This is a genomic window from Burkholderia pseudomultivorans (genome assembly GCF_001718415.1).
GTDB lineage: Bacteria > Pseudomonadota > Gammaproteobacteria > Burkholderiales > Burkholderiaceae > Burkholderia > Burkholderia pseudomultivorans_A.
In genome coordinates, this window is sequence record NZ_CP013378.1 from 2,655,661 (window position 1) to 2,676,729 (window position 21,069).

Consider the following 21,069-nt stretch of genomic DNA (forward strand, 5'->3'; position numbering starts at 1 on the left):
CGCGCTGATCTGGATCAAGCGTCGCGGTTGTCGCGCAGCACGCGCACCGCGGCGCGCGCCGCCACCCACGCTTCGTTGGTCGGCTCGACGACCACCGTAACCGCGCTCGACGTGGACGACACGACATGCGCATGCTCGGCATTTGCGCGCGCGTCGAGCGCGATGCCGAGCCAGCGGAGCGCCGCGCAGATCTGCTCGCGCAATGGTGCCGAGTGTTCGCCGATGCCGGCCGTGAAGACCAGCATGTCGAGGCCGCCGAGCAGCGCGGTCAGTGCGCCCGTCTCGCGCACGATGCGATGAACGTACAGCGCCAGCGCGTCGCGTGCCGGCTCGTCTCCGGCCGCCTCGCATGCGAGCAGCACGCGCGGATCGCCGGATGCCCCCGACAGGCCCTTGAGCCCCGACTCGTGATACAGCATGTGTCCCAGTGCGTCGCCGGACAGCCTGCCGGCCTCGAGCAGGTGCAGGACGACGCCGGGGTCGAGCGTCCCGCAGCGGGTGCTCATCATCAATCCATCGAGCGCGGAGAAGCCCATGGTCGTCGCGACGCTGCGGCCGTCGCGCAGCGCGCACAGGCTCGCGCCGCTGCCGAGATGGGCGGCGATCACGCGGCCATGCGCACGCGCGCCGAACGATTCGGCGAGCGCGACGGACAGGTATTCGTACGACAGACCATGGAACCCGTAGCGGCGCACGCCTTGGTCGAACCACGCGCGCGGCAATGGCAACAGCTGCTCGACGCGCGGCAGCGTGCGATGAAACGCCGTGTCGAACACGGCAATCTGCGGGACGTCCGGAAACGCGTCGCGCAGCGCGTCGATCGCATCCAGGCTGTGCGGCTGATGCAACGGCGCCAGCGGCGTCAGCGTGCGCAGCGCGGCCAGCACGTCGTCGTCGACGACCACCGGCTCCCCGTATCGCGCGCCGCCGTGCACGACGCGGTGCGCGATCGCGCCCAGCGTCACGTGCGGCAGCTTCACGCGGATCCACATCGCGATCTGCGCGAGCACGGCGCGGTAGGGATCGCCGTTGACGAGCGGCAGCGAACCCTCCGGATCGGCGTCGAAGCGGATCGACACGCCGTTGCCGGCCGCGACCGCCTCGCCGTCGTGCAACGGCCGCCGGGCTGGATCGCCGTGCGGCGGATACGCGAAGATCGAGAACTTGACGCTCGACGAACCGGCGTTGACGACGAGCAATGCGAGCGTACGCATCGGCCGGCTCAGTGCGACATCAGCACCGGCAGCGTCATCGACGCCAGCACCGTGCGCGTGGCGCCGCCCATCACCAGTTCACGCCAGCGCGAATGCCCGTAGGCGCCCATCACGAGCAGGTCGGAGCCGGTTTCGTAGGCGCGCGACAGCAGCGTGTCGCCGACCGCCGAGCCGGCGCCCGCGTCGATATCGAGCACGTTCACGTCGCGTGCGTGGCGCGCCAGCATCAGCGCGGCATCGGCGGCCGGAATGCGCGTGGCGGCCGCTTCCGAATCGCCGTCGATCACGGCGGCGATCGTCGTGCGCCTCGCGTGTTCGAGAAAGGGAATCGCATCGTGCGCGGCGCGGGCCGCTTCCCGGCTGCCGTCCCACGCGACGAACACGCGTTCGCCGATCGACGGGAACTCGCCGGTGTACGGCATGAACAACACCGGCCGACCGGCGGACAGCACGAGGTTTTCCGGAAACTGGTCGTCGATGAAGGTCTCGGGATCGTTCGAATCGTTCTGGCCCGCGATCACGAGATCGGCCAGGCGTGCGGCGCGCGGCACGGCCAGGTTCGCGCGATCGTCGGCGCGTACCCATGCGGCCGCCACTTTCGCGCGGGCCGTCTCCGCATGGAACAGGCGCTCCAGCGCGGCGCGCCGTTCGTCGCGCTGTTCGCGGTGCTCGCGGAAGTAATCGGCAGAGCCGGCCATCACGTAGAACGAATTCGGTTCCGGTGTGTAGACCGCATACAGACCGGTCAGGTGCGCATCGAAGCGCCGGGCGAGATGCAACGCGAATTCGAGCCGCGAATGCGCGCGGGCGCTCGAATCGAGGTGCACGACTATGCTCTTGTAGCTCATCGGAATCGCTCCATCGACGGGGTAGCCGCCAGTGCAATCCAGTCTACGGAGCAGGGTTTTCGCGCACTTGACTCAGATCAACGGCTCCCTTGCGCGATGCCCGCACAGTGAAGCGGTCGCGATGCCGATCCCGGGCAGGCGGCGCGAGGCGGGATGCAAACCCATTGACCGGATCGAAAGAGGAAAGCCGATGAGTACGTACGCTTTGACGACACCGAACGACGTTTGCCGCGCGGGCTGCGATCTCGCGCTGCGCATGGTCGCGCTGAACCGCGACTGGCAGCATGAGTGGCATGCGCTGGCAGGGCGGCGCATCGAACGCGACCGCGACGCCGTTCGCCGGCTGCAGCAGGCGCTTGCGGACACGAACGAGTGGACGGCCTTCGGCGAGGCGGGCCGGCAGGTGATGCGTGACTACGCGGTCGCGAGCGTCGCGCTCTGGCAGGACGCCACTGAGCTGTGCATGCGCTCGCAATTCGAGAGCGCCAGCGCATGGCGCACCTGGGCGCGCGAATACGGCGCGGGCGCGCTGTCGCGCTATCAGACCGACTGGTTGCCCGATCTGGAACGACTGGCTGTGGTCAACGAAGCCAGCATGCCGTGGGCAGACTGGATGACGGCGCTGGAGCGCGGAATCGAGGACGCGAACGACGGGGCGCCGCTTGCCGTGCGCCGCCTGAACGGCACGGCCGGCGCACCGGAGAACGACCATGTGCGCTGATCGCGTCGCGTTCGTCACGGGCGGAATGGGCGGCCTGGGCGCCGCGATCGGCCGGCGCCTGCACGATGCCGGCATGACGGTGGCGGTGTCGCATACGGAAGGCAACGACCACGTCGCGACGTGGCTCACGCACGAACGCGAGGCGGGCAGGACGTTCCACGCGTTCGAGGTCGACGTCGCCGACTACGATTCGTGCCAGCATTGCGCGTCGCGCTTGCTGGCCGAGTTCGGCCGTGTCGACGTGCTCGTCAACAATGCCGGGATCACGCACGATGCCACCTTCGTGAAGATGACCAAGAGCATGTGGGACGCGGTGCTGCGCACCAACCTCGACGGCATCTTCAACATGACGAAGCCGGTCGTGCCGGGGATGATCGAGGCCGGCTTCGGGCGGATCGTGAACATCGGCTCGGTGAACGGTTCGCGCGGCGCATACGGGCAGGCGAATTACGCGGCCGCGAAGGCAGGCATCCATGGCTTCACGAAGGCGCTGGCGCTCGAACTCGCGCGCCACGGCATCACGGTCAATACGGTGGCGCCCGGCTACCTGGCGACCGCGATGCTCGAGACGGTGCCGAAGGACGTGCTCGACACGAAGATCCTGCCGCAGATTCCGGTCGGCCGCCTGGGCAATCCCGGCGAGATCGCCGAACTCGTCGCGTTCCTCTGTTCCGACGCGGGAGCGTTCGCGACCGGCGCGGAATTCGACGTGAACGGCGGCATGCACATGCGATGAAGGCATCCGTCACGCGCTTGCCGATCGAGCACGAATCGATGCGGCCAACGGGTACGAACGAGCCGGCGTCGCGCGCGGCCGAATGCACGCCGGCCCGCACGTCGCCCGCCGAACAATGGAACCGCGCCGCGCATGCGAACGTGGCCGCGATGACCTTCGGGCTGTCGCCCGTGTCGATGGCGCTGGCCATGCTCGACTGGGGCGCGCATCTGGCCGTGTCGCCCGGAAAATGCTACGAACTCGCGACGCAGGCGTGGCTGGCCGCTCTCGCGCCGGCCGCAAGCCGGGGCGAGAGCGCCACCGCCGACGACGCCGATACGCGCGGCCTGGCCGTGCACGCCGGGCATGCCGATCCGCGCTTCGCCGCGCCCGCGTGGTCCGGATGGCCGTTTTGCGCGTATCGCGACGGCTTCCTGTCGATCCAGCGCTGGTGGCGCGACGCGACGCGCGGCGTGCCCGGCGTCGAGCGCCATCACGAGGAGCTAGTCGGATTCGCCGCGCGACAGTGGCTCGACGCGTGCTCGCCGGGCAATTTCCTGCCGACCAACCCGGTCGTGCTCGCCGCGACAATGCGCAGCGGCGGCGCGAATCTCGCGGCAGGCTTGCGCCACTGGTTGGACGATGCGAGCGCATTGCTCGATCGCACGAGCGGCACGCGCGCCCGCGACACGCGCAGCTATCTGCCGGGGCGCGACGTGGCGATCACGCCGGGCCGCGTCGTATGGCGCAACGCGCTGTGCGAGCTGCTGCAATACGATCCGACGACACCCGCCGTGGCACGCGAGCCGATCCTGATCGTGCCGTCGTGGATCATGAAGTACTACATCCTCGATTTGCAGCCGCACGATTCGCTGATCCGCTTCCTGGTCGATGCCGGCTACACGGTGTTTGCCGTGTCCTGGCGCAATCCGGGCGCGGAGGCGCGCGATCTCGGGCTCGACGATTATCTGCACGACGGCTGCATGGCGGCGCTCGATGCCGTCCTGTCGATCTGCGGCGCAGCCGTCCACGCGGTCGGCTACTGCCTCGGCGGCACGCTGCTGGCGATCGGCGCGGCGGCGCTCGCGGGCGACGGGCGGCAGCACGACGCATTGCGCTCGGTCACGTTGCTGGCCGCGCAGACCGATTTCAGCGAACCGGGCGAACTCGGCCTGTTCATCGACGCGAGCGAACTGTCCGCGCTCGATGCGCTGATGTGGCGGCAGGGCTATCTGGACGGCGCGCAGATGTCCGCCGCATTCCAGCTGCTGAACGCGCGCGACCTGATCTGGTCGCGCATGATGAGCGAATACCTGCTCGGCACGCGCACCAAGCCGAACGACCTGATGTCGTGGAACGAGGACACCACGCGCATGCCGTACCGGATGCACACGGAATACCTGACGCGGCTCTTCCTCGACAACGATCTCGCGGCCGGCCGCTACAGCGTCGACGGGCGGCCGGTCGCGCTGTCGGACATCGACGTGCCGACGTTCGTGGTCGGGACCGAACGCGATCACGTGTCGCCCTGGCGCTCCGTCTACAAGCTGCATCTGCTGACGCACCACGCGCTGACGTTCGTGCTGACTTCCGGCGGCCACAATGCCGGCATCGTGTCCGAGCCCGGGCACCCCGGGCGCCACTATCGCTGCGCGACGCGCGAGCCCGGCGCGCCTTACCGCAGCCGGCACGACTTCGTGCGCGAAACGCCGGCCGTCGACGGATCGTGGTGGACATGCTGGCGCGACTGGCTGCGCGCGCATTCGTCGGGCGACGTGTCGGCCCGCGTGCCGGCCGCCGGCTTCGGCGCGGCCCCCGGCACCTACGTGCTCGAGACATGAACATGAACCTGCATCCGGACGTGTCCGCCGGCGCATGCCTGCCCGGCCTGTTGCCGCGCGCGGACGGCGCACTGCCCGAGCTCATCGCGCGTGCGCGCCATGCGCCGCCGCTGACGGTGGCCGTCGTGCATCCGTGCGACCCGGCCAGCCTCGTCGCGCTGGCCGCGATCGATGCGTCGCCGCTGGGCGCGGTGATCGAGCCGCTGATCGTGGCGCCGCGGGCGAAGGTGTCGCGCGTGGCGGACGAGGCCGGCGTCGATCTGGCGAAATGGACGATCGAGGACGTGCCGCACAGCCACGCGGCGGCGGCCCGCGCGGTGACGCTCGCGGCGTCGGGCCGCGCCGGCGCGCTGATGAAGGGCAGCCTGCACACCGACGAGTTGATGGGCGCGGTCGTCGCCGCGGAATCGGGCCTGCGCACCGACAAGCGCATGTCTCACTGTTTCCTGATCGAGGCGCCCGCGTATCCGCGCCCGTTCCTGCTGACCGACGCGGCCGTCAATATCGCTCCGGATCTGGCCCGGAAGGCATCGATCACGCAGAACGCGATCGACGTCGCGCATGCGCTGGGCGTCGCGTGCCCGCGCGTGGCGGTGCTGTGCGCGGTCGAGACCGTGAATCCGGCGATGCGCTCGACGCTCGACGCGGCGGCACTGGCGAAGATGGCCGGGCGCGGGCAGATCACGGGCGCGATCGTCGACGGCCCGCTCGCGTTCGACAACGCGATATCGCAGCGGGCCGCGCGCGAGAAGGGCATCGATTCGCCGGTTGCCGGCCGTGCCGACATCCTCGTCGTGCCCGATATCGAAGCGGGCAACATGCTCGCGAAACAGCTCGAATACCTGGGCGGTGCCGCGAATGCGGGCGTCGTCGTGGGTGCGCGCGTGCCGATCGTGCTCACGAGCCGCGCCGACGGCGTCGCCGTGCGCGTCGCCTCCTGTGCGCTCGCGGTGTTGCTGGCACAGGCACGGCGTGGCGCCGCTCCAATTCCTGAACAGGCCCCCCTTTCGATGGAGGAACAGCGATGAAAGCACTTGTTTACCACGGCCCTGGGCGCAAGGCGCTCGAAGAGCGGCCCAAACCGGCACTGCAGTCGCCCACCGATGCGATCGTCCGCGTGACGCGCACGACGATCTGCGGCACCGATCTGCACATCCTCAAGGGCGACGTCCCGACCTGCGAACCGGGCCGCATTCTCGGCCACGAAGGCGTGGGCATCGTCGAGCAGGTGGGCGCCGCGGTCGATTCGCTGAAACCGGGCGACCACGTGCTGATTTCGTGCATCTCGTCGTGCGGCCGCTGCGAGTATTGCCGCCGCGGGCTGTATTCGCATTGCACGACCGGCGGCTGGATACTCGGCAACCGGATCGACGGCACGCAGGCCGAGTTCGTGCGCATCCCGCACGCGCCGACCAGCCTGTACCGCATTCCGGCCGGCGCGGACGAGGACGCGCTCGTGATGCTGTCCGACATCCTGCCGACCGGATTCGAATGCGGCGTGCTGAACGGCAAGGTGCAGCCGGGCTGCTCGGTCGCGATCGTCGGGGCAGGGCCGATCGGGTTGGCCGCGTTGCTGACCGCGCAGTTCTATTCGCCCGCGCGGATCGTCATGATCGATCCGGACAGCAACCGCCTCGACATCGCGCGGCGCTTCGGCGCGACCGACTGCTTCGACGGGCGCGACGGCGACCCGGTGGCGGACGTGATGAAGCTGACCGACGGCGTCGGCGTGGATTGCGCTATCGAAGCGGTCGGCATTCCGGCGACGTTCGAGATGTGCACGTCGCTCGTGGCGCCCGGCGGGGTTGTCGCGAACGTCGGCGTGCACGGCATCAAGGCCGACCTGCACCTCGAGAAGCTGTGGGATCGCAACATCGCGATCACGACGCGGCTCGTCGACACGGTCAGCACGCCGATGCTGCTCAAGACCGTCGGCGCCGGGCGCCTCGATCCGGCCCGTCTGATCACGCACCGGTTCTCGCTCGACGACGTGGAGCGCGCTTACGACACGTTCGGGCGCGCCGCGCAAACCCATGCGTTGAAGGTCATCATCGGAGTCGGCTGATTGCCGCCGCGCGCGTGACGGGGGCCGGCGAAGCCGCGTCTGCGCTTCCCGTGACGCGCAGCGGGCGTTTCGCCGGCGAATCGCCGGCGCTTCGGGTCACGTAGGCAGCGCGGCAGGCTCCTGCGTGTTGCCGGATTCAACCGCGTCCAGATCGACGCACTGCTCGTAGGTCGGCACCTCGCACCGCCAGTGCAGGCGCTCCTCGATGCGTCGGCGCATCGCATCCGCGGCGGCGGGTTCGCCATGCGTGACGAACGTCCGCACGGGCGCGCACGGCATCGTGCCGAGCCACTTCAGGATCTCTTCGTAGTCGGCATGGGCCGACAGCGTCGTGATCGACTCGACCTGCGCGCGCACGCGAACGTATTCGCCGTGAATCTTCAGCGTCGGCTCGTGCGCGGCCAGTGCCGCGCCGCGCGTGCCGGCGGCCTGGTAGCCGACCAGCGCGATCGTGTTGCGCGCATCCGGCGCGTAGCGGGCCAGGTGATGCAGCACGCGTCCGCCCGTCGCCATCCCGCTGCCGGCAATGATGACCATCGGGCCGTGGTGTTCGGCAATCGCCTTCGACTGGTCGACCGACCGGATCATCGTTGCCGCATGGCCCAGCGCGTTCGCTTCGGAGACGGTCAGGCGGTGCTCGAGGATATGGTGGCGGTAGATTTCGGTCACGTCCGTCGCCATCGGGCTGTCGACGAACACCGGGACGCGCGCCATGCGGCCGGATGCCTTCAGCCGCGCGATGTAGTGCAGGATTTCCTGCGCGCGGCCGACGGTGAAGCAGGGCATCACGACGACGCCGCCACGCGCGAAGGTCTTGTCGAACATCTCGGCCAGTTCGTTCTCGGGATCCGACGCCGGATGCAGGCGGTCGCCGTATGTCGATTCGATGACCAAATAGTCGGCATGCGCGGGCGGGCGCGGCGGCTGCATGATCGGGTCGTGATACCGGCCGAGGTCGCCCGAGAACGCGAGCACCTTCTGATCCCAGTGCATCACCACGCTCGCCGCGCCGAGGATGTGCCCGGCCGGCAGCAGGCGGAACGACACGGCGCCGCCCAGCGCCGTGCATTCGTCGAACGCGACGGGCGTCAGCAGGCGCAGCGCGCGCTGCGCGTCGTCCAGCGTGTAGAGCGGTTGCGCCGGATGATGCTTCGAGTAACCGTGCCGGTTAGCGAAGTCGGCTTCCTCCTCCTGCAGCCGCGCGCTGTCGCGTAGCATGATGTCGCAGAGTTCGGCCGTGGCTGCTGTGCAGTACACCGGCCCGCGATAGCCTTCGCGCACCAGTACCGGGAGATACCCGGTGTGATCGATGTGCGCGTGCGTGAGCACGACGGCGTCCAGCGTGTCGGGGGCGAGCGGCAGCGTCCGCCAGTTGCGCAGCCGCAGGTTCTTCGTGCCCTGGAACAGGCCGCAATCGACCAGAACACGTCGACCGCCGTGCTCGACCAGATACTTCGAGCCGGTCACGGTTTCGGTCGCGCCGAGAAAAGTCAGTTTCATGGATTGTCTCACCGGGAGTCGACGGAACAGCAGGTCGATTACATCCCGAACGCGCGAACGGCGGTTGACCGAAATCAGGAATTGCGGAATCCTTGTGCCGCCGGCCGGGCGAGATTCCCAGGTGGCGCGCGGGTTGACGAGGATCAATCTTCGGCCCAGGACGCGGCAGGATAGTGATTCTGCGTGCGCGATGCGTATCGGCATCACGCGTCTTTCGGGATGAACCCATCATGACGTTGATCGTGAATCTGGACGGTGCCGGGCAGCATTACCGGCTGTGCTTCGTCCGCTCGCCGTGGGCGTGGTTCACCTGCTTGCCGCTCGACGAACAGTGCGGCGAGCGCTGGACAGACGTGCCGTACCAGAATGCCGCGAAGCCGCCGTACAGCGATTCGCGCGCGCAATTGCTCCGGGTAGCGTTCGACGCGCCGAGTCTGTTGCCGCCCGAGGCCGGGCGGCACGGGCATGCGTGGAGCGTCCAGCAGATCAACCACGGCGCGGCGCCGTGGCTGCGCAGCGAGGATTTCGTCGATGCGTTGACGCTGACCGTGCCGGCCGGGGCCACGCTCGCCACGTTCGTCGAAAGGATCGAGGCTGCCGGCGGCACCGTCTACGGGCCGCTCGGCTGGGCGGAGTTACCGCCGTGGCAGCGGCCCGACGTCGTGCCGCAGACGGGCTAATGGTCCGTGAAGCGCGGTCGTCAGCCCGCGTCACCCCAGCCGCCGCCGAGCGCGACGTAGAACGCGACCGTGTCCTGCAGGCGCTGCGCGACCGTCTGCAGCCAGGCAATCCGCGCCTGATGGTATTGCAGGTCGGCGACCAGCAACTGGACGTAGCCGGCGATCCCCGCGTCGTAACCGGCCTGCGTGAGCTTCAGTGCGTCACGCGCCGCGGCCATCGCGCGCGCCTGCGCATCGAGCGCCATCGCGTCGTTGGCAAGCGCGCGCAACGTGTCGGCCACCTGCGAGAACGCCGACAGAACGACCTGCCGATAGGCCGCATCGGCTTCGTCGTACGCATCCTGCGCGGCGCGCCGCCGGTTCAACAGCGTGCCGCCATGAAAGATCGGCGCAGTGAGTCCGGCGCCGACACTCCATGCGCGGCCGGCCGGCGCGAACAGTTTGCTGGCGACGACGCTGTCGAACCCGCCCGATGCTGACAGCGTGAGGTTCGGGTAGAGCGCGGCCGTCGCGACGCCGACCTGCGCGCTGGCCACGTGCAGCTGGGCTTCAGCCTGCAGGATGTCGGGGCGGCGACGCACCAGCGATGACGGTGCCGTGTCGGGCAGGCTGGCGGGCAGTTCGATCCCGTCGAGCGACAGGTCCGGCGTCCGCCAGTCGACCGGATAGCGCCCGGCCAGCAGCGCGAGCAGATCATCGGCCTGCGCGCGTTTCTGGTCGAGTGCGGGCAGCGCCGCCTCGAGCGACGCCCGCTGCGATTCCAGCGTCAGCACCGCGACGTAGGCCGCCGCGCCGGCCGTCACCTGCGCACCTGTCAGACGAATCTGCTCATCGAGCAGGCCGATCATTTCGCGCGTCGCCGCGGCTTCGTCGCGATAGGCCGCGCGCGCGACCATCGTATTGACGACGTTCGCGGTCAGCATCAGGTAGGCACCCGCCAGCGCTTGCCGTTGCGCATCGACGTCGGCCGCGAGCGCTTCGACCTGGCGCTGTTCGCCGCCCCACAGGTCGAGCGTGTAGCTGACCGTCGCCGACAGCGTGAACAGGTTGAAGATCGACGCCGGCAACGCCTGGCCGGTGCGCAGCGGCCAGGCGCGCTGGCGCGACGCACCGGCCTGCGCATCCACCTGCGGAAAGAAGATCCCCTGGCCCGCCCGCAGCGCGTGCTCGCTGCGCCGCAGCGTCGCTTCGGCGAGATCGAGCGTCGGGCTGCCGGTCAGCGCTTCGGCGACGGTCGAGTCGATCGCGCGGCTGCCAAAGCGCGTCCACCAGTCGCGCGTGAGCGCCGCGTCCGTCGACAACGCCTGCGTCCGGCCATCGCCGCTCCAGGAGCCGGACGCCGCGCCCGGATCGTCGGGCGGCACGAAGCGCGCGACGCGCGGCGCGGGCGGCGGCACGAAGTTCGGCCCGACCGTGCATCCGGCGAGCAGCACGGCGACGGCCAGCGCGCCGGTTCCGCGGCGCAGGGCGGGCGCGCAACGGACCCCGTTATTTGCCTGCGACGTAGACATCGACGATCTGTCCGGGAAACAGCCGCACATTCCTGTTCGGCACGATACGGAAAATGACCGGCAGCACGCGCACGTCGACGCGCTCGGTGCGCTGGTCGGACAGCTCGATCTTCGGTGTGACGTACGGCTGCACGCGCACGAACTGGAGATCGGCCTCGACCGACGTGCCGCGCACGAACATGTGTGCCTTCAACGCATGCAGGTCGGGTAGCTGGTGGATCAGGATTTCGTCGACGTAGCAGCGCACCTGCAGGCGGTCGACCGGCGTGCCGAGCACCGCGGCCGGCGCGTTGCCCTGCGTGTAGGTGTCGTAGAGCCCCTGCGAGGTCAGGTAGGAGCCTACGGCCGCGTTCATCGCCAGGACGGTGCCATCCGCCGGCGCGCGCAGCGTGTAGCGGGCGAGCAGGGCCGCCGCCGCGTCGGCCGCGCGCCGCAGCGCGATGGCCTGCGCTTCCTGGTTGCGCACGTCGTAGCGCCACGCGCCGGCCTTGGTCAGACGATACTGTCGCGTCACGACGTCCAGGTTGGCCGCCGCGACGCGAACTGTGTTCGCGGCCGTGTCGAGCGCATCGCGGCTGACGGCTTTCGGATCGATGTCGTACGCGTGCCGCTGCTTGTCGTACTGATCCTGCGCGAGCTTCAGGCTCGCCTGCGCGGCTGCGGTCTGCGCACTGGCCACGTCGAGCACCTCGCGGCGCGGCTGCGCCTTCAGCTCGTCGAGCAGCGCGTCGGCCGCGTCGGCCTGTGCCGCAAGCTGGGCAGCGGTCGCGCGCTGCACCGAGTCGTCGATTGTCAGCAGCGCGTCGCCGGCCTTCACCGGATCGCCGTCGTGCACGAGGATGCGCGTCACCGCGCCCGAGACGTCCGGATAGACGTTCACGTTCGCGCCGGCCGGCTGCTCGCTCTCGACGATGCCGTTCGCATAGACGCCGCGTGCATACGGATTGGCCGCCGGCTTGAATACCGGCGGCTGCGGCGGCTCCTGGCGGCTATAGACCCACGCGGCGACGACGCTTGCCAGGAAGCCGAGCACGGCCGCCACGAACACGAGCCGGTGTTTCATCGCGCACCTCCGCGCTCGATGCCGTTCAGCTTGCCGTCTTCCATCCGCAGGACGCGATCCGCGTATTCGAAGATCCGCGCATCATGCGTGACGATCACGATGCAGCGCGTGTCGTTGAGCAACTTGTGCTTGACGAAGTCGATGATCATGCGGCCCGTGTCGCCGTCGAGCGACGCGGTAGGTTCGTCGAGGATCAGCAGGTCGGGCTGGCTGACGATCGCGCGGGCGATTGCGACGCGCTGCTGTTCGCCGCCGGACAGCTTCACGGGCGGCAATTGCGCGCGGTTCGCGAGCCCGACGACGTCCAGGTACGCGTGCGCTTCCTTGATCGCGTCATTCCACGACCGGCGCTTCAGGATCAGCGGGATCGCCACGTTCTCCGCGGTCGTGAGCCGCGGGAACAGGTGGTAGTCCTGGAACACGAAGCCGATCCGGTTCAGCCGGAAATCGGCGATCGCGTCGTTCGGCTGCGACCACAGGTCGACGCCGTCGATCGAAACCGAACCGCCGTCCGGTCGCAGGATGCCGGAGATCACGCTGAGCAGCGTCGTCTTGCCGCTGCCGGACGGCCCGACAATCAGCAGCATCTCGCCGAAGTTCGCCTGCATCGACACGTCGCGCAACGCCTGCGTGCGCGCGTCGCCTTCGCCGAACCATTTGCTGACGCCGCGCGCGTCGATCGCGATGCCGGCCATCGTCATCCCCGGAAGATGTCGAATGGCTCGATGCGCAACACGCGCCGCACCCCGAGATAGCTCGAGATCGTCGCGATCACGACCACCATCCCGAACGCGAGCGACAGGTTGCCGTACGTGACGAGCGCCGCATAGTCTGGAATCCGCAGTTTCGCGAGACTGATCATCAGCACGCACAGCCCGACGCCGATGCCGTAGCCGGTCAGCGCGGTGAACGTCGCCTGGAACAGGATCATCGCGACCAACTCGCGGCTCTTCGCACCGATCGCCTTCAGCGCACCGAACTTGTCCAGGTTCTCGAGGATGAACGCATAGAACGTCTGGCCTGAAATCGACAGGCCGATGATGAAGCTGATGATCGTCATCAGCATGATGTTGGTGCCGAGCCCCGTCTCGTACTTGTAGAAGCGCGCGATCTGCGCGATGAATTCGTCGCGCGTGTATGCGCGATAGCCGAGCGATTGCACGACGGCCTTGATGTGGGCGACGTCGGCATCCGACTTCGGCTCGACGAGGATGTACGAGGTCGTGAAGCGCGGCGACGGAATGTAGCGGATCGCGCGCGCGTAGGTAGTGTAAAGCGTCGGCGTGCCGAACAATCCGCTCGCGGCGACCTTCGCGATGCCGACGATCACGCCGCGATGATCGTTCAACTCGAAATCGGTGCCGACGGACGGATTCTCGAGCTTCGGAAACTCGGGATCCTGAATCGCGATGAAGCCGTTTTCCGCGTAGATGTCCTCGATGCGGCCCTGCAGCATCGTCGGGCGACCGAGCAGGCTCGCGTCGTCGAGGCCGACGACCGTCACGGCCTGATAGGTACCGGAGCGCAGCTTGACGAGCGCGCCGCCGGAATAGAGCGGTACCGCATACTTGACACCATCGATGCTGCGCACGGCGTCGAGCACGTAGTCGGGCATGCCGATGCTGTTCGCGATCGTCTTCACGGCCGGATCCATCACCCAGACCTTCGCGCCGATATTGATGACCGACGCCGACGACTTGTTCAGGATGCCGGCGAACAGCGATGTCATCTCGATCATCAGCAGCACCGAGAACGTGATGCCGACGGTCAGCGCGGTGAATTTCGCGCTGTCGTTGACGAGCAGCTTGAACGCGAGACGGAGAATGCCGTTCATGATGGCGAATCCAGCGCGTCCGGCCCGTGCCGCTGTCGCCCGGACGATGCCGGATCCGGCTGCGCGACGAACGCGACGATGCCCGACACCAATGCGATGATCGCGTACGGGACGACCCGCTCGTCGATCAGCATCGCGTGCACGACGCCCAGCAGCGAGGCGAGCGCGATGAACACGCAGAACGTTGCAAGCGCGCTTCGGTATGGCAGACCCATCATGACGTTCTCCCGGGAAGCGGGCGTCGCGGAGGGCGGTGCCGCCCACGCAGCCGCCGCTGGTTGCGCAAGACATGGCGTCATGATCGCGTGCCGCGCGCCGGCACGATTGATCTGTATCAACGGACGAATTCCGGCGTCGCTGTCGCGACGCGCCGATCAAGTCATCTGACCAATCGTCTTGCGGAATCGCGTCAGCGACAGCAGGAACAGCACGCATCCGATCGCGAACAGCGCGGCAAACTGGGCCCACACCGCATCGAGCCCGGCACCTCGATACAGGATGCGTTGCGCGAGCTCGACGAAATGGGTGGTTGGCGCGACCAACATGACGTCCTGTACAACGGACGGCATGCTTTCGCGCGGCGTCAGTCCGCCCGACAGCAGTTGCAGCGGCAGCAGCACGAGGACGAGCAGCATGCCGAACTGCGGCATGCTGCGCACGAGCGTCGCGAGGAAGATCCCCATCGATGTCGTCGCGAACAGGTGCAACGCCATGCCGGCCACGAACAGCGACACGGAGCCGGGAATCGGCACGTGCAGCGCGCCGCCCACGACGAACATCAGCGACGCGACGGCAGCCGCCGCGACGACGAGCCCCATCGACCACACCTTCGCGAGCATGATTTCCGCCGCGGTCACCGGCATCACGAGCAGATGCTCGATCGTGCCGTGCTCGCGCTCGCGAATCAGTGCGGCCCCGGTGAGGATCATCGACAGCATCGTGACGTTGTTGATCAGCTCCATCAGCGCGCCGAACCGGACTTCGTCGAGATTCGGGTTGAAGCGCATGCGCATCGCGAGATCGACGGGCGGCAATGCCGTGCCGCGATGGCGCCGCACGAATGCATCGATCTCGCCCGATACGATCTGCTGGATGTAGCCGCCGCCGGTGAACGCCTGCGTCATGCGGGTTGCGTCGACGTTGAGCTGGACCGTCGCGTGGCGGCCGGCGAGCACGTCGCGCTGGAAGTCGGGCGGAATGTCGAGCGAGAACGTGTAGTCGCCGTCGTCGAGCCCGCGATCGGCGGCGCGGGCGTCGACGATCGGCGGCGGCGCGAACTGCGGCGGGAAGAACGCCGCCGCGATGCGCGCCGACAGCGGCGACGCATCCTCGTCGACGATCGCGATCGGCACCTTGTGCAGCGTTTCCGGGCGAGCGGTGGCGGCAACGTAGATCGACGCGCTGAACGTGTAGACGATGAGCGCGAGCAGGATCGGGTCGCGAGCGAGGCTCCACAATTCCTTGACCCCGAGCCGGAAAATGACGAGCAGGCGCGACATGGTCAGCGCTCCTGCTTGCGCAGCAGAACGCCGGTCATGACCAGGATGACCGGCACGGACGCGAGCATCGGCCAGAACTGGGATGACAGGTCGGCCAGGCCGAGCGTCTTGTTGTAGACGCCGCGGCTGATCGCGAGCATGTAAGTGGCCGGATAGACGGTGCCAATCCACTTGCCGCTGCCCTCGAGCGACGATAGCGGCGTGAGCAGGCCCGAGAACTGCACGACCGGAATCAGCGTGCCGACGATCGTCATGAAAATCGCCGCGATCTGGCTGCGGGTAAACGTCGACGCGAAAAGCCCGATGCCGGTGGCCACGACGTTGAATATCAGTACGGCGGCCGCCAGCGTTGCGAAACTGCCCTTGATCCGCACGCCGAACACGACGTCGGCCAGCACGGCCATCAGCAGGAAGTTCAGCATGGCCAGCATGACGTATGGCGCCTGCTTGCCGAGCAGGAATTCGGCGCGCGTGACGGGAGTCACGTACAGGTTGACTATCGACCCGAGTTCGCGTTCCCGCACGACGGCGAGCGCCGTCAGCATCGCGGGCAGCATCAGCAGCAGCATCGGCATAATCGCCGGAATCATCGCCGGCAGGCTCTTGACGTCGGGGTTGTAGCGATAGCGGATCGCAATATCCACGGCCGGAACGAGCGATACGCCGAGCCGGCGCCTGGCCTGGTCGCGCATCCAGTTTTCGTGCATGCCGGCCACATAGCCGCGGATCGTCTCCGCGCGCATCGGCATCGCGCCATCGACCCACGCGCCGATCTCCACGCGGTGCCCGCGCGCGACGTCGCGCGCGAAACCGGGGGGTATCTCGAGCGCGAGCGACAGCTGGCCGTGGCGCATGCGGCGCTCGATGTCGCGGTCGTCCGCGAGCGGCGCGCGCGGCACGAAGTAGCGGGACCCGGCCAGATTCTGCGCATAGTCCTGGCTCAGGATCGACTGATCGCGGTCGAGCACCGCGAACGTCAGGTTGTCGACGTCGAGACTGATCCCGATGCTGATCACGCACATCAGCACGAGCGAGCCGAACAGCGCCAGCGTCGCGCGCAACGGATCGCGCCGCAATTCCAGCACCTCGCGCCACAGATAGCTGCCGGCGCGTGCCGGGCTGAACCACGCGGCCGCGTGGGCGGCACCGGCCGCCGCGAGGGGCGCCGCGAGCCAGCCGGCGTCGGGCGGCGCATCGGCCGCCGCGCCGCCCGCGCCCTCCGCACCGTCAGCGTCAGCATGCTGCGCATCGCTCAGGTAGCCGATGAACGCGTCCTCGAGCGTGGCCGCGCCGCGCAGGCGCACCAGTTCAGCCGGCGCTGCGCTCGCGAGCACGCGGCCCGCATGCATCAGCGAGATGCGGTCGCACCGTGCGGCCTCGTTCATGAAGTGCGTGGAAATGAAGATGGTGACGCGATCGTTGCGCGCGAGCGCGATCATCAGCCGCCAGAAGTCGTCGCGCGCGACTGGGTCCACGCCCGAGGTCGGCTCGTCCAGGATCAGCAGCTCGGGCTTGTGCACCATCGCGACCGCCAGGGACAGCCTCTGCCGCATCCCGAGCGGCAGGCGCTCGGGCAGCGCATCGAGCGCGTCGGCCAGCCCGAAGCGCTCGACCATTTCGGTCACGCGTGCGGGCACGTCCGGTTCCGGCACGCCGAACAGGCGCGCGTGCAGCACGAGGTTCTGCCGCACGGTCAGTTCCCCGTAGAGCGAAAACCCCTGCGACATATAGCCGACGCGCCGGCGCGTGTCGATGTCGTTCGTGGCGACCGGCCGGTCGAACAGCGTCGCCGTGCCTTCGGACGCGGGAAGCAGGCCGGTGAGCATCTTCATCGTCGTCGACTTGCCGCAGCCGTTGGAGCCGAGAAAGCCGAAGATTTCGCCTTGGCGGATCTGCAAGCTCACGTGGTTGACCGCGACGAAATCGCCGAACCGCATCGTCAACGCGTCGGCCTCGATCGCGTAGCCGGCGGCCTGGTCGGGCTGGAACGGCTCGATCACGACCGACTGGTGTCCTCGCCGGCGCGCCTCCGGCAGCAGCGCGATGAACGCGGCTTCCAGCGTGTCGCAACCGGTGCGCTCGAGCAGCTCGTCAGGGCTGCCGGTTGCCAGCACGCGGCCCGCGTCCATCGCGATCAGCCGGTCGAAGCGACGGGCCTCGTCCATGTACGCGGTGGCGACTAGCACGCTCATCGCCGGGCGGGCGGCGCGAATGCGGCCGATCAGTTCCCAGAATTGCGCGCGCGACAGCGGATCGACGCCGGTCGTCGGCTCGTCCAGGATCAACAGGTCGGGATCGTGGATCAACGCGCAGCACAGGCCGAGCTTCTGCTTCATGCCGCCGGACAGCTTGCCGGCCGGGCGATCGAGGAACCGCTGCAGGCCGGTGCTCTGCGTCAGCGCGTCGATCCGGCGACGGCGCTCCGCGGCATCGTGGCCGAACAGTCGCGCAAAAAACTGCAGGTTTTCCTCGACCGACAGAGTCGCGTACAGGTTGCGGCCGAGGCCCTGCGGCATGTAGGCGATGCGCCGACATGCGCGCGCGCGATGGCGGCGCGACGCCAGGTCGCCGTCGAGCGTCCATACGCGCCCCTGCTGGATCGCGCGCGCGCCGGACACGAGCGCGAGCAGGCTCGACTTGCCGACGCCGTCCGGCCCGATCAGCCCGATCATGCGGCCGGCCGGGATGTCGAGGGTCACGTCGTCGAGCGCGTACTTGTCGCCGTAGCGCAGCGAGACGGCGGACAGCCGGGCGACCATGCGCGGATCGGCCGACACCGGCGAACGATCGCTCGCTCCGGCACCGGTGCCGGCGGGCGTCGGCGCGTTCATTGCGGCACCCTGATCGCGAGGCGATCCGGCCAGCCCGCGCGCGGGTCGGTCTTCAGCCACGCGACGCCCGGCAGTCCGGTCTTCACGAGTTTCAGGTGGCGCTGCAACAGATCGCGATCGATGCGTGCCTTGACGCGGAACATCAGCTTCTGCCGCTCGGTGGCCGTCTCGACCGTTTTCGGCGTGAACTGCGCGGTGCTCGACACATAGGACACGCGTGCGGGAATCACGTATTCCGGCGCCGCATCGAGCACGATCCGCACGTCGGCGCCGAGCGGCACCCGGCCGACGACCGCTTCGGGCAGGAAGAACGTCATGTAGACGTCGGACAGGTCGACTACGTTGAGCACCTTGCCGCCTGCCGGCAGGACTTCGCCCGATTCCGCGATCCGGTACTGGACACGCCCGTCGCGCGGCGAAGTCAGCTCGCTGTCCGCGATGTCGGCCCGCACGCGCGCGACGGTCGCCTGCGCGGCCGTCACGGCCGAGCGCGCCGCGACGAGCTGGGCGCGCGTTGCGTCGACGGCGGCCTGGGCCGCTTCCACCTGCGCGCGCGCGGCGTTCACGGTCGCGCGCAGGCTGCCGGCGCGCGCGCGATCGTCGTCCAGCTCCTGCAGCGACGACGCGCCGTCGCGCGACAGCGTTTCGGACCGCGCGAGCCGTCGCGTGGCCGCGTCCAGCTCGCTTTCCCGTTGCACGACGACGGCCGCGGCCGCAGCCTTGTCGCTGCGGCGCTGCGCGACCTGCGCGTCGATGCTCGCCGCGGTGTTCACCGCCTGTTGCTCGCGCGCCCGTGCTTCGTCGAGCTGCGCCTGAAGGACGACGATGTCCATGCGTGCGAGCGGCTGGCCGGCCGTCACGAAGTCTCCTTCGTCGACGAGCATGGCGGTGACGCGCCCCGGCAGCTTGGTCGCGACGTCGATTTCGGTCGCCTCGATGCGGCCGTTGCCGCTGACGAGCCCCGCATCCGTCTGGCCGTCGCGCCAGCGCGTCCACCCGTAGTACGCGAGGCCGATCGCGAGCAGGGCCGCACCGACACCGGTCAGAAGAGGGCGCGGAATGGTTTTCATGGTGTGTTGTCCGAGTCTGTCGAAAGGGGAGCCGTTGCCGCGGTGGTCTTGCCGGTGTCGATCTCGCCGCCGCCGAGCGCGCCGTACAGCGCGACGCGACTCGACAGCAGCGCACGGCGCGTCATGACCAGCTGCTGTTCGGCGTTCATCAGGTCCCGTTGGGCATCGAGCACTTCGAGGAAGCGGGTTGCCCCGCTGTCGTAGCGCAGCTTCGCGAGGCGTGCGCGCTCGGCCTGCGACGTCAGCGTGGCGCGCTCGATGGCGACCTGGTCGGCGAGCCAGTGGCGCGCCGCGAGCGCATCGGACACGTCGCGGAACGCGCGCTGCAGCGTCTTCTCGTACTGCGCGAGCGCCTCGTCGCGTTGCGCGTGCGAGAGCGCGAGATTCGACCGGTTGCGGCCGCCGTCGACGAGCGGCAGCGTCACGTTCGGAATCACCGACCACACGCCCGCGCCGGACGACAGCAGGTCATGCAGCGCGCTGCTTCCCGAGCCGATCGCGCTCGTCAGTGCGATGCGCGGAAAGAATGCCGCGCGCGCCGCGCCGATGTTCGCGCGGGTCGCCTGTAGTTCGCGCTCGGCCGCGATCACGTCCGGGCGCCGGGTCAGCAGCGACGACGGCAGGCCGGGGGCGAGCGACGGCAGCACCGCGCCGTCGTCGAGCGCGAGCGGCGTGTCGGCCAGCGCCGGCGGCGCACCGACGAGCAACGCCAGCGCATCGGCGGCCGTCGCGCGCACTTGCTGCAACTGGACGCCGAGCGATTCTGCCTGTTGCAGCAGGATTTCCGATTGCGTCAGGTCGAGGCGGGAGATCGCGCCGGCCGCGTGGCGAAGCCGGAAAATCCGCAGCGATTCGCGGCGTGTGTCGATCGTCGCGCGGGTCAGCGCGATGCGTTCGTCGATTTCGCACAGGTTCAGATATGCGTTAGCGACACCGGTGACGACGCTCAGCGTCACCGCCCGTTTCGCCGCGTCACTCGCGAGATAGCGCTGGAGCGCCGCGTCCTTTAGGTTGCGCACACGTCCCCAGAAGTCGAGCTCCCACTGCGTCTCGGCCAGCTGGACTTCGTAGAGCTGGCCGATGACGGGCGCCGGCGTGAGGAAGCCACCCGGCGTGCGAAACCGTGCATAGGCCGCCCCCGCACCGATCGTCGGCCATTGATCGGCGCTGCGGATGCCGTAGACCGCCCGCGCCTGCTCGACCCGTGCAACGGCCACGCGCAGATCGCGGTTGTCGGCGAGCGCCTGCCCGATCAACGCGCGCAGGCGTGCGTCGACGAAGTAGACCTGCCACTCGGGCACAGGCGCCGCGGATGTCGCGGGCGTCGCGTCGGCGGAAGGATCCGGAAAGGATGCGGGAATCGGTGCGGCGGGGCGCTCGTCGGGTGGCGCAAGCGACAGGCAGCCCGACAGCAGCCCCACGCCTGCCGCGAGCGCAATGGCACGCATGCGCCGCACGACGGCAGGATGAAAGCGAACAGCAGGCGCGGCAGCGCGCATGGGATGCCTCGTCGAATACTGAAATGCGGGAATACGGGATGGCGTCGCCCTCCAGGCGCTGCCGCTTCGGATTCACTTATATCCGACGATTGCAGGGTTTCCCCTTGATCTGTGTCACTCGGGCGGGAATGCGTTTCGAGCCGCCCCTCGATTGACGCACGCGTCGCGGCGTGACTCC

General features: G+C 68.7%; 18 protein-coding genes. 6 read left to right on the plus strand and 12 right to left on the minus strand.

The genetic code is table 11. The features are described 5' to 3' along the window. Positions 1-14: 14 nt before the first annotated feature. Both WS57_RS24605 and WS57_RS24610 read right to left on the minus strand, forming a co-directional pair. Complete coding sequence (locus tag WS57_RS24605) at positions 15-1,214, minus strand: acetate/propionate family kinase (protein ID WP_059514546.1); 1,200 nt, start codon at positions 1,212-1,214, stop codon at positions 15-17. Positions 1,215-1,222: 8 nt separating this feature from the next. Further along, positions 1,223-2,062: a universal stress protein gene (locus WS57_RS24610; protein ID WP_009690638.1), complete on the minus strand. Its 840-nt coding sequence runs from the start codon at positions 2,060-2,062 to the stop codon at positions 1,223-1,225. Between the two features lie 190 nt (positions 2,063-2,252). On the opposite strand from WS57_RS24610, the gene WS57_RS24615 reads away from it, so the two are divergent. The 5 genes from WS57_RS24615 to WS57_RS24635 are packed head-to-tail and all read left to right on the plus strand — an operon-like array spanning position 2,253 to position 7,404. After that, positions 2,253-2,783, plus strand: coding sequence for a hypothetical protein (locus tag WS57_RS24615; RefSeq protein ID WP_009690639.1), 531 nt, complete (start codon positions 2,253-2,255; stop codon positions 2,781-2,783). Next, complete coding sequence (locus WS57_RS24620) at positions 2,773-3,519, plus strand: beta-ketoacyl-ACP reductase (RefSeq protein ID WP_009690640.1); 747 nt, start codon at positions 2,773-2,775, stop codon at positions 3,517-3,519. The genes WS57_RS24615 and WS57_RS24620 overlap by 11 nt, the downstream gene beginning before the upstream one ends. Next, positions 3,516-5,339 (plus strand): PHA/PHB synthase family protein, encoded by a 1,824-nt coding sequence (locus WS57_RS24625; protein ID WP_009690641.1) that lies wholly within the window; start codon positions 3,516-3,518, stop codon positions 5,337-5,339. Before WS57_RS24620 ends, WS57_RS24625 begins: the two co-directional genes overlap by 4 nt. Beyond that, entirely contained in the window at positions 5,336-6,367 is a 1,032-nt protein-coding gene (locus WS57_RS24630; protein WP_059514548.1) for a bifunctional enoyl-CoA hydratase/phosphate acetyltransferase, read from the plus strand. Before WS57_RS24625 ends, WS57_RS24630 begins: the two co-directional genes overlap by 4 nt. After that, on the plus strand, positions 6,364-7,404 hold the full coding sequence (locus WS57_RS24635) for a zinc-dependent alcohol dehydrogenase family protein (RefSeq protein WP_009693635.1): 1,041 nt from the start codon (positions 6,364-6,366) through the stop codon (positions 7,402-7,404). Before WS57_RS24630 ends, WS57_RS24635 begins: the two co-directional genes overlap by 4 nt. 96 nt (positions 7,405-7,500) lie before the next feature. Here WS57_RS24635 and WS57_RS24640 read toward each other — a convergent pair whose 3' ends face one another. Beyond that, a complete protein-coding gene (locus tag WS57_RS24640) occupies positions 7,501-8,904 on the minus strand; it encodes an MBL fold metallo-hydrolase RNA specificity domain-containing protein (RefSeq protein ID WP_009693634.1) in 1,404 nt (467 codons plus the stop codon). Between the two features lie 230 nt (positions 8,905-9,134). On the opposite strand from WS57_RS24640, the gene WS57_RS24645 reads away from it, so the two are divergent. Then, complete coding sequence (locus WS57_RS24645) at positions 9,135-9,584, plus strand: hypothetical protein (protein ID WP_069244941.1); 450 nt, start codon at positions 9,135-9,137, stop codon at positions 9,582-9,584. A gap of 20 nt (positions 9,585-9,604) precedes the next feature. Here the strand turns inward: WS57_RS24645 and WS57_RS24650 are convergent, their stop codons facing one another. The 9 genes from WS57_RS24650 to WS57_RS24690 form a co-directional block, all read right to left on the minus strand. Beyond that, positions 9,605-11,095 carry an efflux transporter outer membrane subunit gene (locus WS57_RS24650; protein WP_006415442.1) on the minus strand — a complete coding sequence of 497 codons (1,491 nt, stop codon included), beginning with the start codon at positions 11,093-11,095 and terminating at the stop codon, positions 9,605-9,607. Then, a complete protein-coding gene (locus WS57_RS24655; RefSeq protein WP_006415444.1) occupies positions 11,073-12,158 on the minus strand; it encodes an HlyD family secretion protein in 1,086 nt (361 codons plus the stop codon). Before WS57_RS24655 ends, WS57_RS24650 begins: the two co-directional genes overlap by 23 nt. Then, complete coding sequence (locus WS57_RS24660) at positions 12,155-12,859, minus strand: ABC transporter ATP-binding protein (protein WP_059514550.1); 705 nt, start codon at positions 12,857-12,859, stop codon at positions 12,155-12,157. Before WS57_RS24660 ends, WS57_RS24655 begins: the two co-directional genes overlap by 4 nt. Continuing rightward, entirely contained in the window at positions 12,856-13,992 is a 1,137-nt protein-coding gene (locus WS57_RS24665; RefSeq protein WP_006415422.1) for an ABC transporter permease, read from the minus strand. Before WS57_RS24665 ends, WS57_RS24660 begins: the two co-directional genes overlap by 4 nt. After that, positions 13,989-14,210 carry a DUF2964 family protein gene (locus tag WS57_RS24670; RefSeq protein ID WP_006415456.1) on the minus strand — a complete coding sequence of 74 codons (222 nt, stop codon included), beginning with the start codon at positions 14,208-14,210 and terminating at the stop codon, positions 13,989-13,991. Before WS57_RS24670 ends, WS57_RS24665 begins: the two co-directional genes overlap by 4 nt. A 156-nt stretch (positions 14,211-14,366) precedes the next feature. Further along, positions 14,367-15,491, minus strand: a complete 1,125-nt coding sequence (locus tag WS57_RS24675) for an ABC transporter permease (RefSeq protein ID WP_012218238.1) — start codon at positions 15,489-15,491, stop codon at positions 14,367-14,369. A 2-nt stretch (positions 15,492-15,493) separates the two neighbouring features. Continuing rightward, entirely contained in the window at positions 15,494-18,322 is a 2,829-nt protein-coding gene (gene rbbA, locus WS57_RS24680) for a ribosome-associated ATPase/putative transporter RbbA (RefSeq protein WP_069244942.1), read from the minus strand. After that, on the minus strand, positions 18,319-19,392 hold the full coding sequence (locus tag WS57_RS24685; RefSeq protein ID WP_069244943.1) for an HlyD family secretion protein: 1,074 nt from the start codon (positions 19,390-19,392) through the stop codon (positions 18,319-18,321). Before WS57_RS24685 ends, rbbA begins: the two co-directional genes overlap by 4 nt. Further along, positions 19,389-20,891, minus strand: coding sequence for an efflux transporter outer membrane subunit (locus WS57_RS24690; RefSeq protein WP_059600813.1), 1,503 nt, complete (start codon positions 20,889-20,891; stop codon positions 19,389-19,391). The genes WS57_RS24685 and WS57_RS24690 overlap by 4 nt, the downstream gene beginning before the upstream one ends. Positions 20,892-21,069: the final 178 nt, after the last annotated feature.

Bases quoted from the DNA above. Each gene is read 5' to 3' on its own strand.
- WS57_RS24605 (WP_059514546.1), bottom strand. From the start codon at position 1,214: ATGCGTACGCTCGCATTGCTCGTCGTCAACGCCGGTTCGTCGAGCGTC.
- WS57_RS24610 (WP_009690638.1), bottom strand. From the start codon at position 2,062: ATGAGCTACAAGAGCATAGTCGTGCACCTCGATTCGAGCGCCCGCGCG.
- WS57_RS24615 (WP_009690639.1), top strand. From the start codon at position 2,253: ATGAGTACGTACGCTTTGACGACACCGAACGACGTTTGCCGCGCGGGC.
- WS57_RS24620 (WP_009690640.1), top strand. From the start codon at position 2,773: ATGTGCGCTGATCGCGTCGCGTTCGTCACGGGCGGAATGGGCGGCCTG.
- WS57_RS24625 (WP_009690641.1), top strand. From the start codon at position 3,516: ATGAAGGCATCCGTCACGCGCTTGCCGATCGAGCACGAATCGATGCGG.
- WS57_RS24630 (WP_059514548.1), top strand. From the start codon at position 5,336: ATGAACATGAACCTGCATCCGGACGTGTCCGCCGGCGCATGCCTGCCC.
- WS57_RS24635 (WP_009693635.1), top strand. From the start codon at position 6,364: ATGAAAGCACTTGTTTACCACGGCCCTGGGCGCAAGGCGCTCGAAGAG.
- WS57_RS24640 (WP_009693634.1), bottom strand. From the start codon at position 8,904: ATGAAACTGACTTTTCTCGGCGCGACCGAAACCGTGACCGGCTCGAAG.
- WS57_RS24645 (WP_069244941.1), top strand. From the start codon at position 9,135: ATGACGTTGATCGTGAATCTGGACGGTGCCGGGCAGCATTACCGGCTG.
- WS57_RS24650 (WP_006415442.1), bottom strand. From the start codon at position 11,095: ATGTCTACGTCGCAGGCAAATAACGGGGTCCGTTGCGCGCCCGCCCTG.
- WS57_RS24655 (WP_006415444.1), bottom strand. From the start codon at position 12,158: ATGAAACACCGGCTCGTGTTCGTGGCGGCCGTGCTCGGCTTCCTGGCA.
- WS57_RS24660 (WP_059514550.1), bottom strand. From the start codon at position 12,859: ATGACGATGGCCGGCATCGCGATCGACGCGCGCGGCGTCAGCAAATGG.
- WS57_RS24665 (WP_006415422.1), bottom strand. From the start codon at position 13,992: ATGAACGGCATTCTCCGTCTCGCGTTCAAGCTGCTCGTCAACGACAGC.
- WS57_RS24670 (WP_006415456.1), bottom strand. From the start codon at position 14,210: ATGATGGGTCTGCCATACCGAAGCGCGCTTGCAACGTTCTGCGTGTTC.
- WS57_RS24675 (WP_012218238.1), bottom strand. From the start codon at position 15,491: ATGTCGCGCCTGCTCGTCATTTTCCGGCTCGGGGTCAAGGAATTGTGG.
- rbbA (WP_069244942.1), bottom strand. From the start codon at position 18,322: ATGAACGCGCCGACGCCCGCCGGCACCGGTGCCGGAGCGAGCGATCGT.
- WS57_RS24685 (WP_069244943.1), bottom strand. From the start codon at position 19,392: ATGAAAACCATTCCGCGCCCTCTTCTGACCGGTGTCGGTGCGGCCCTG.
- WS57_RS24690 (WP_059600813.1), bottom strand. From the start codon at position 20,891: ATGCGCGCTGCCGCGCCTGCTGTTCGCTTTCATCCTGCCGTCGTGCGG.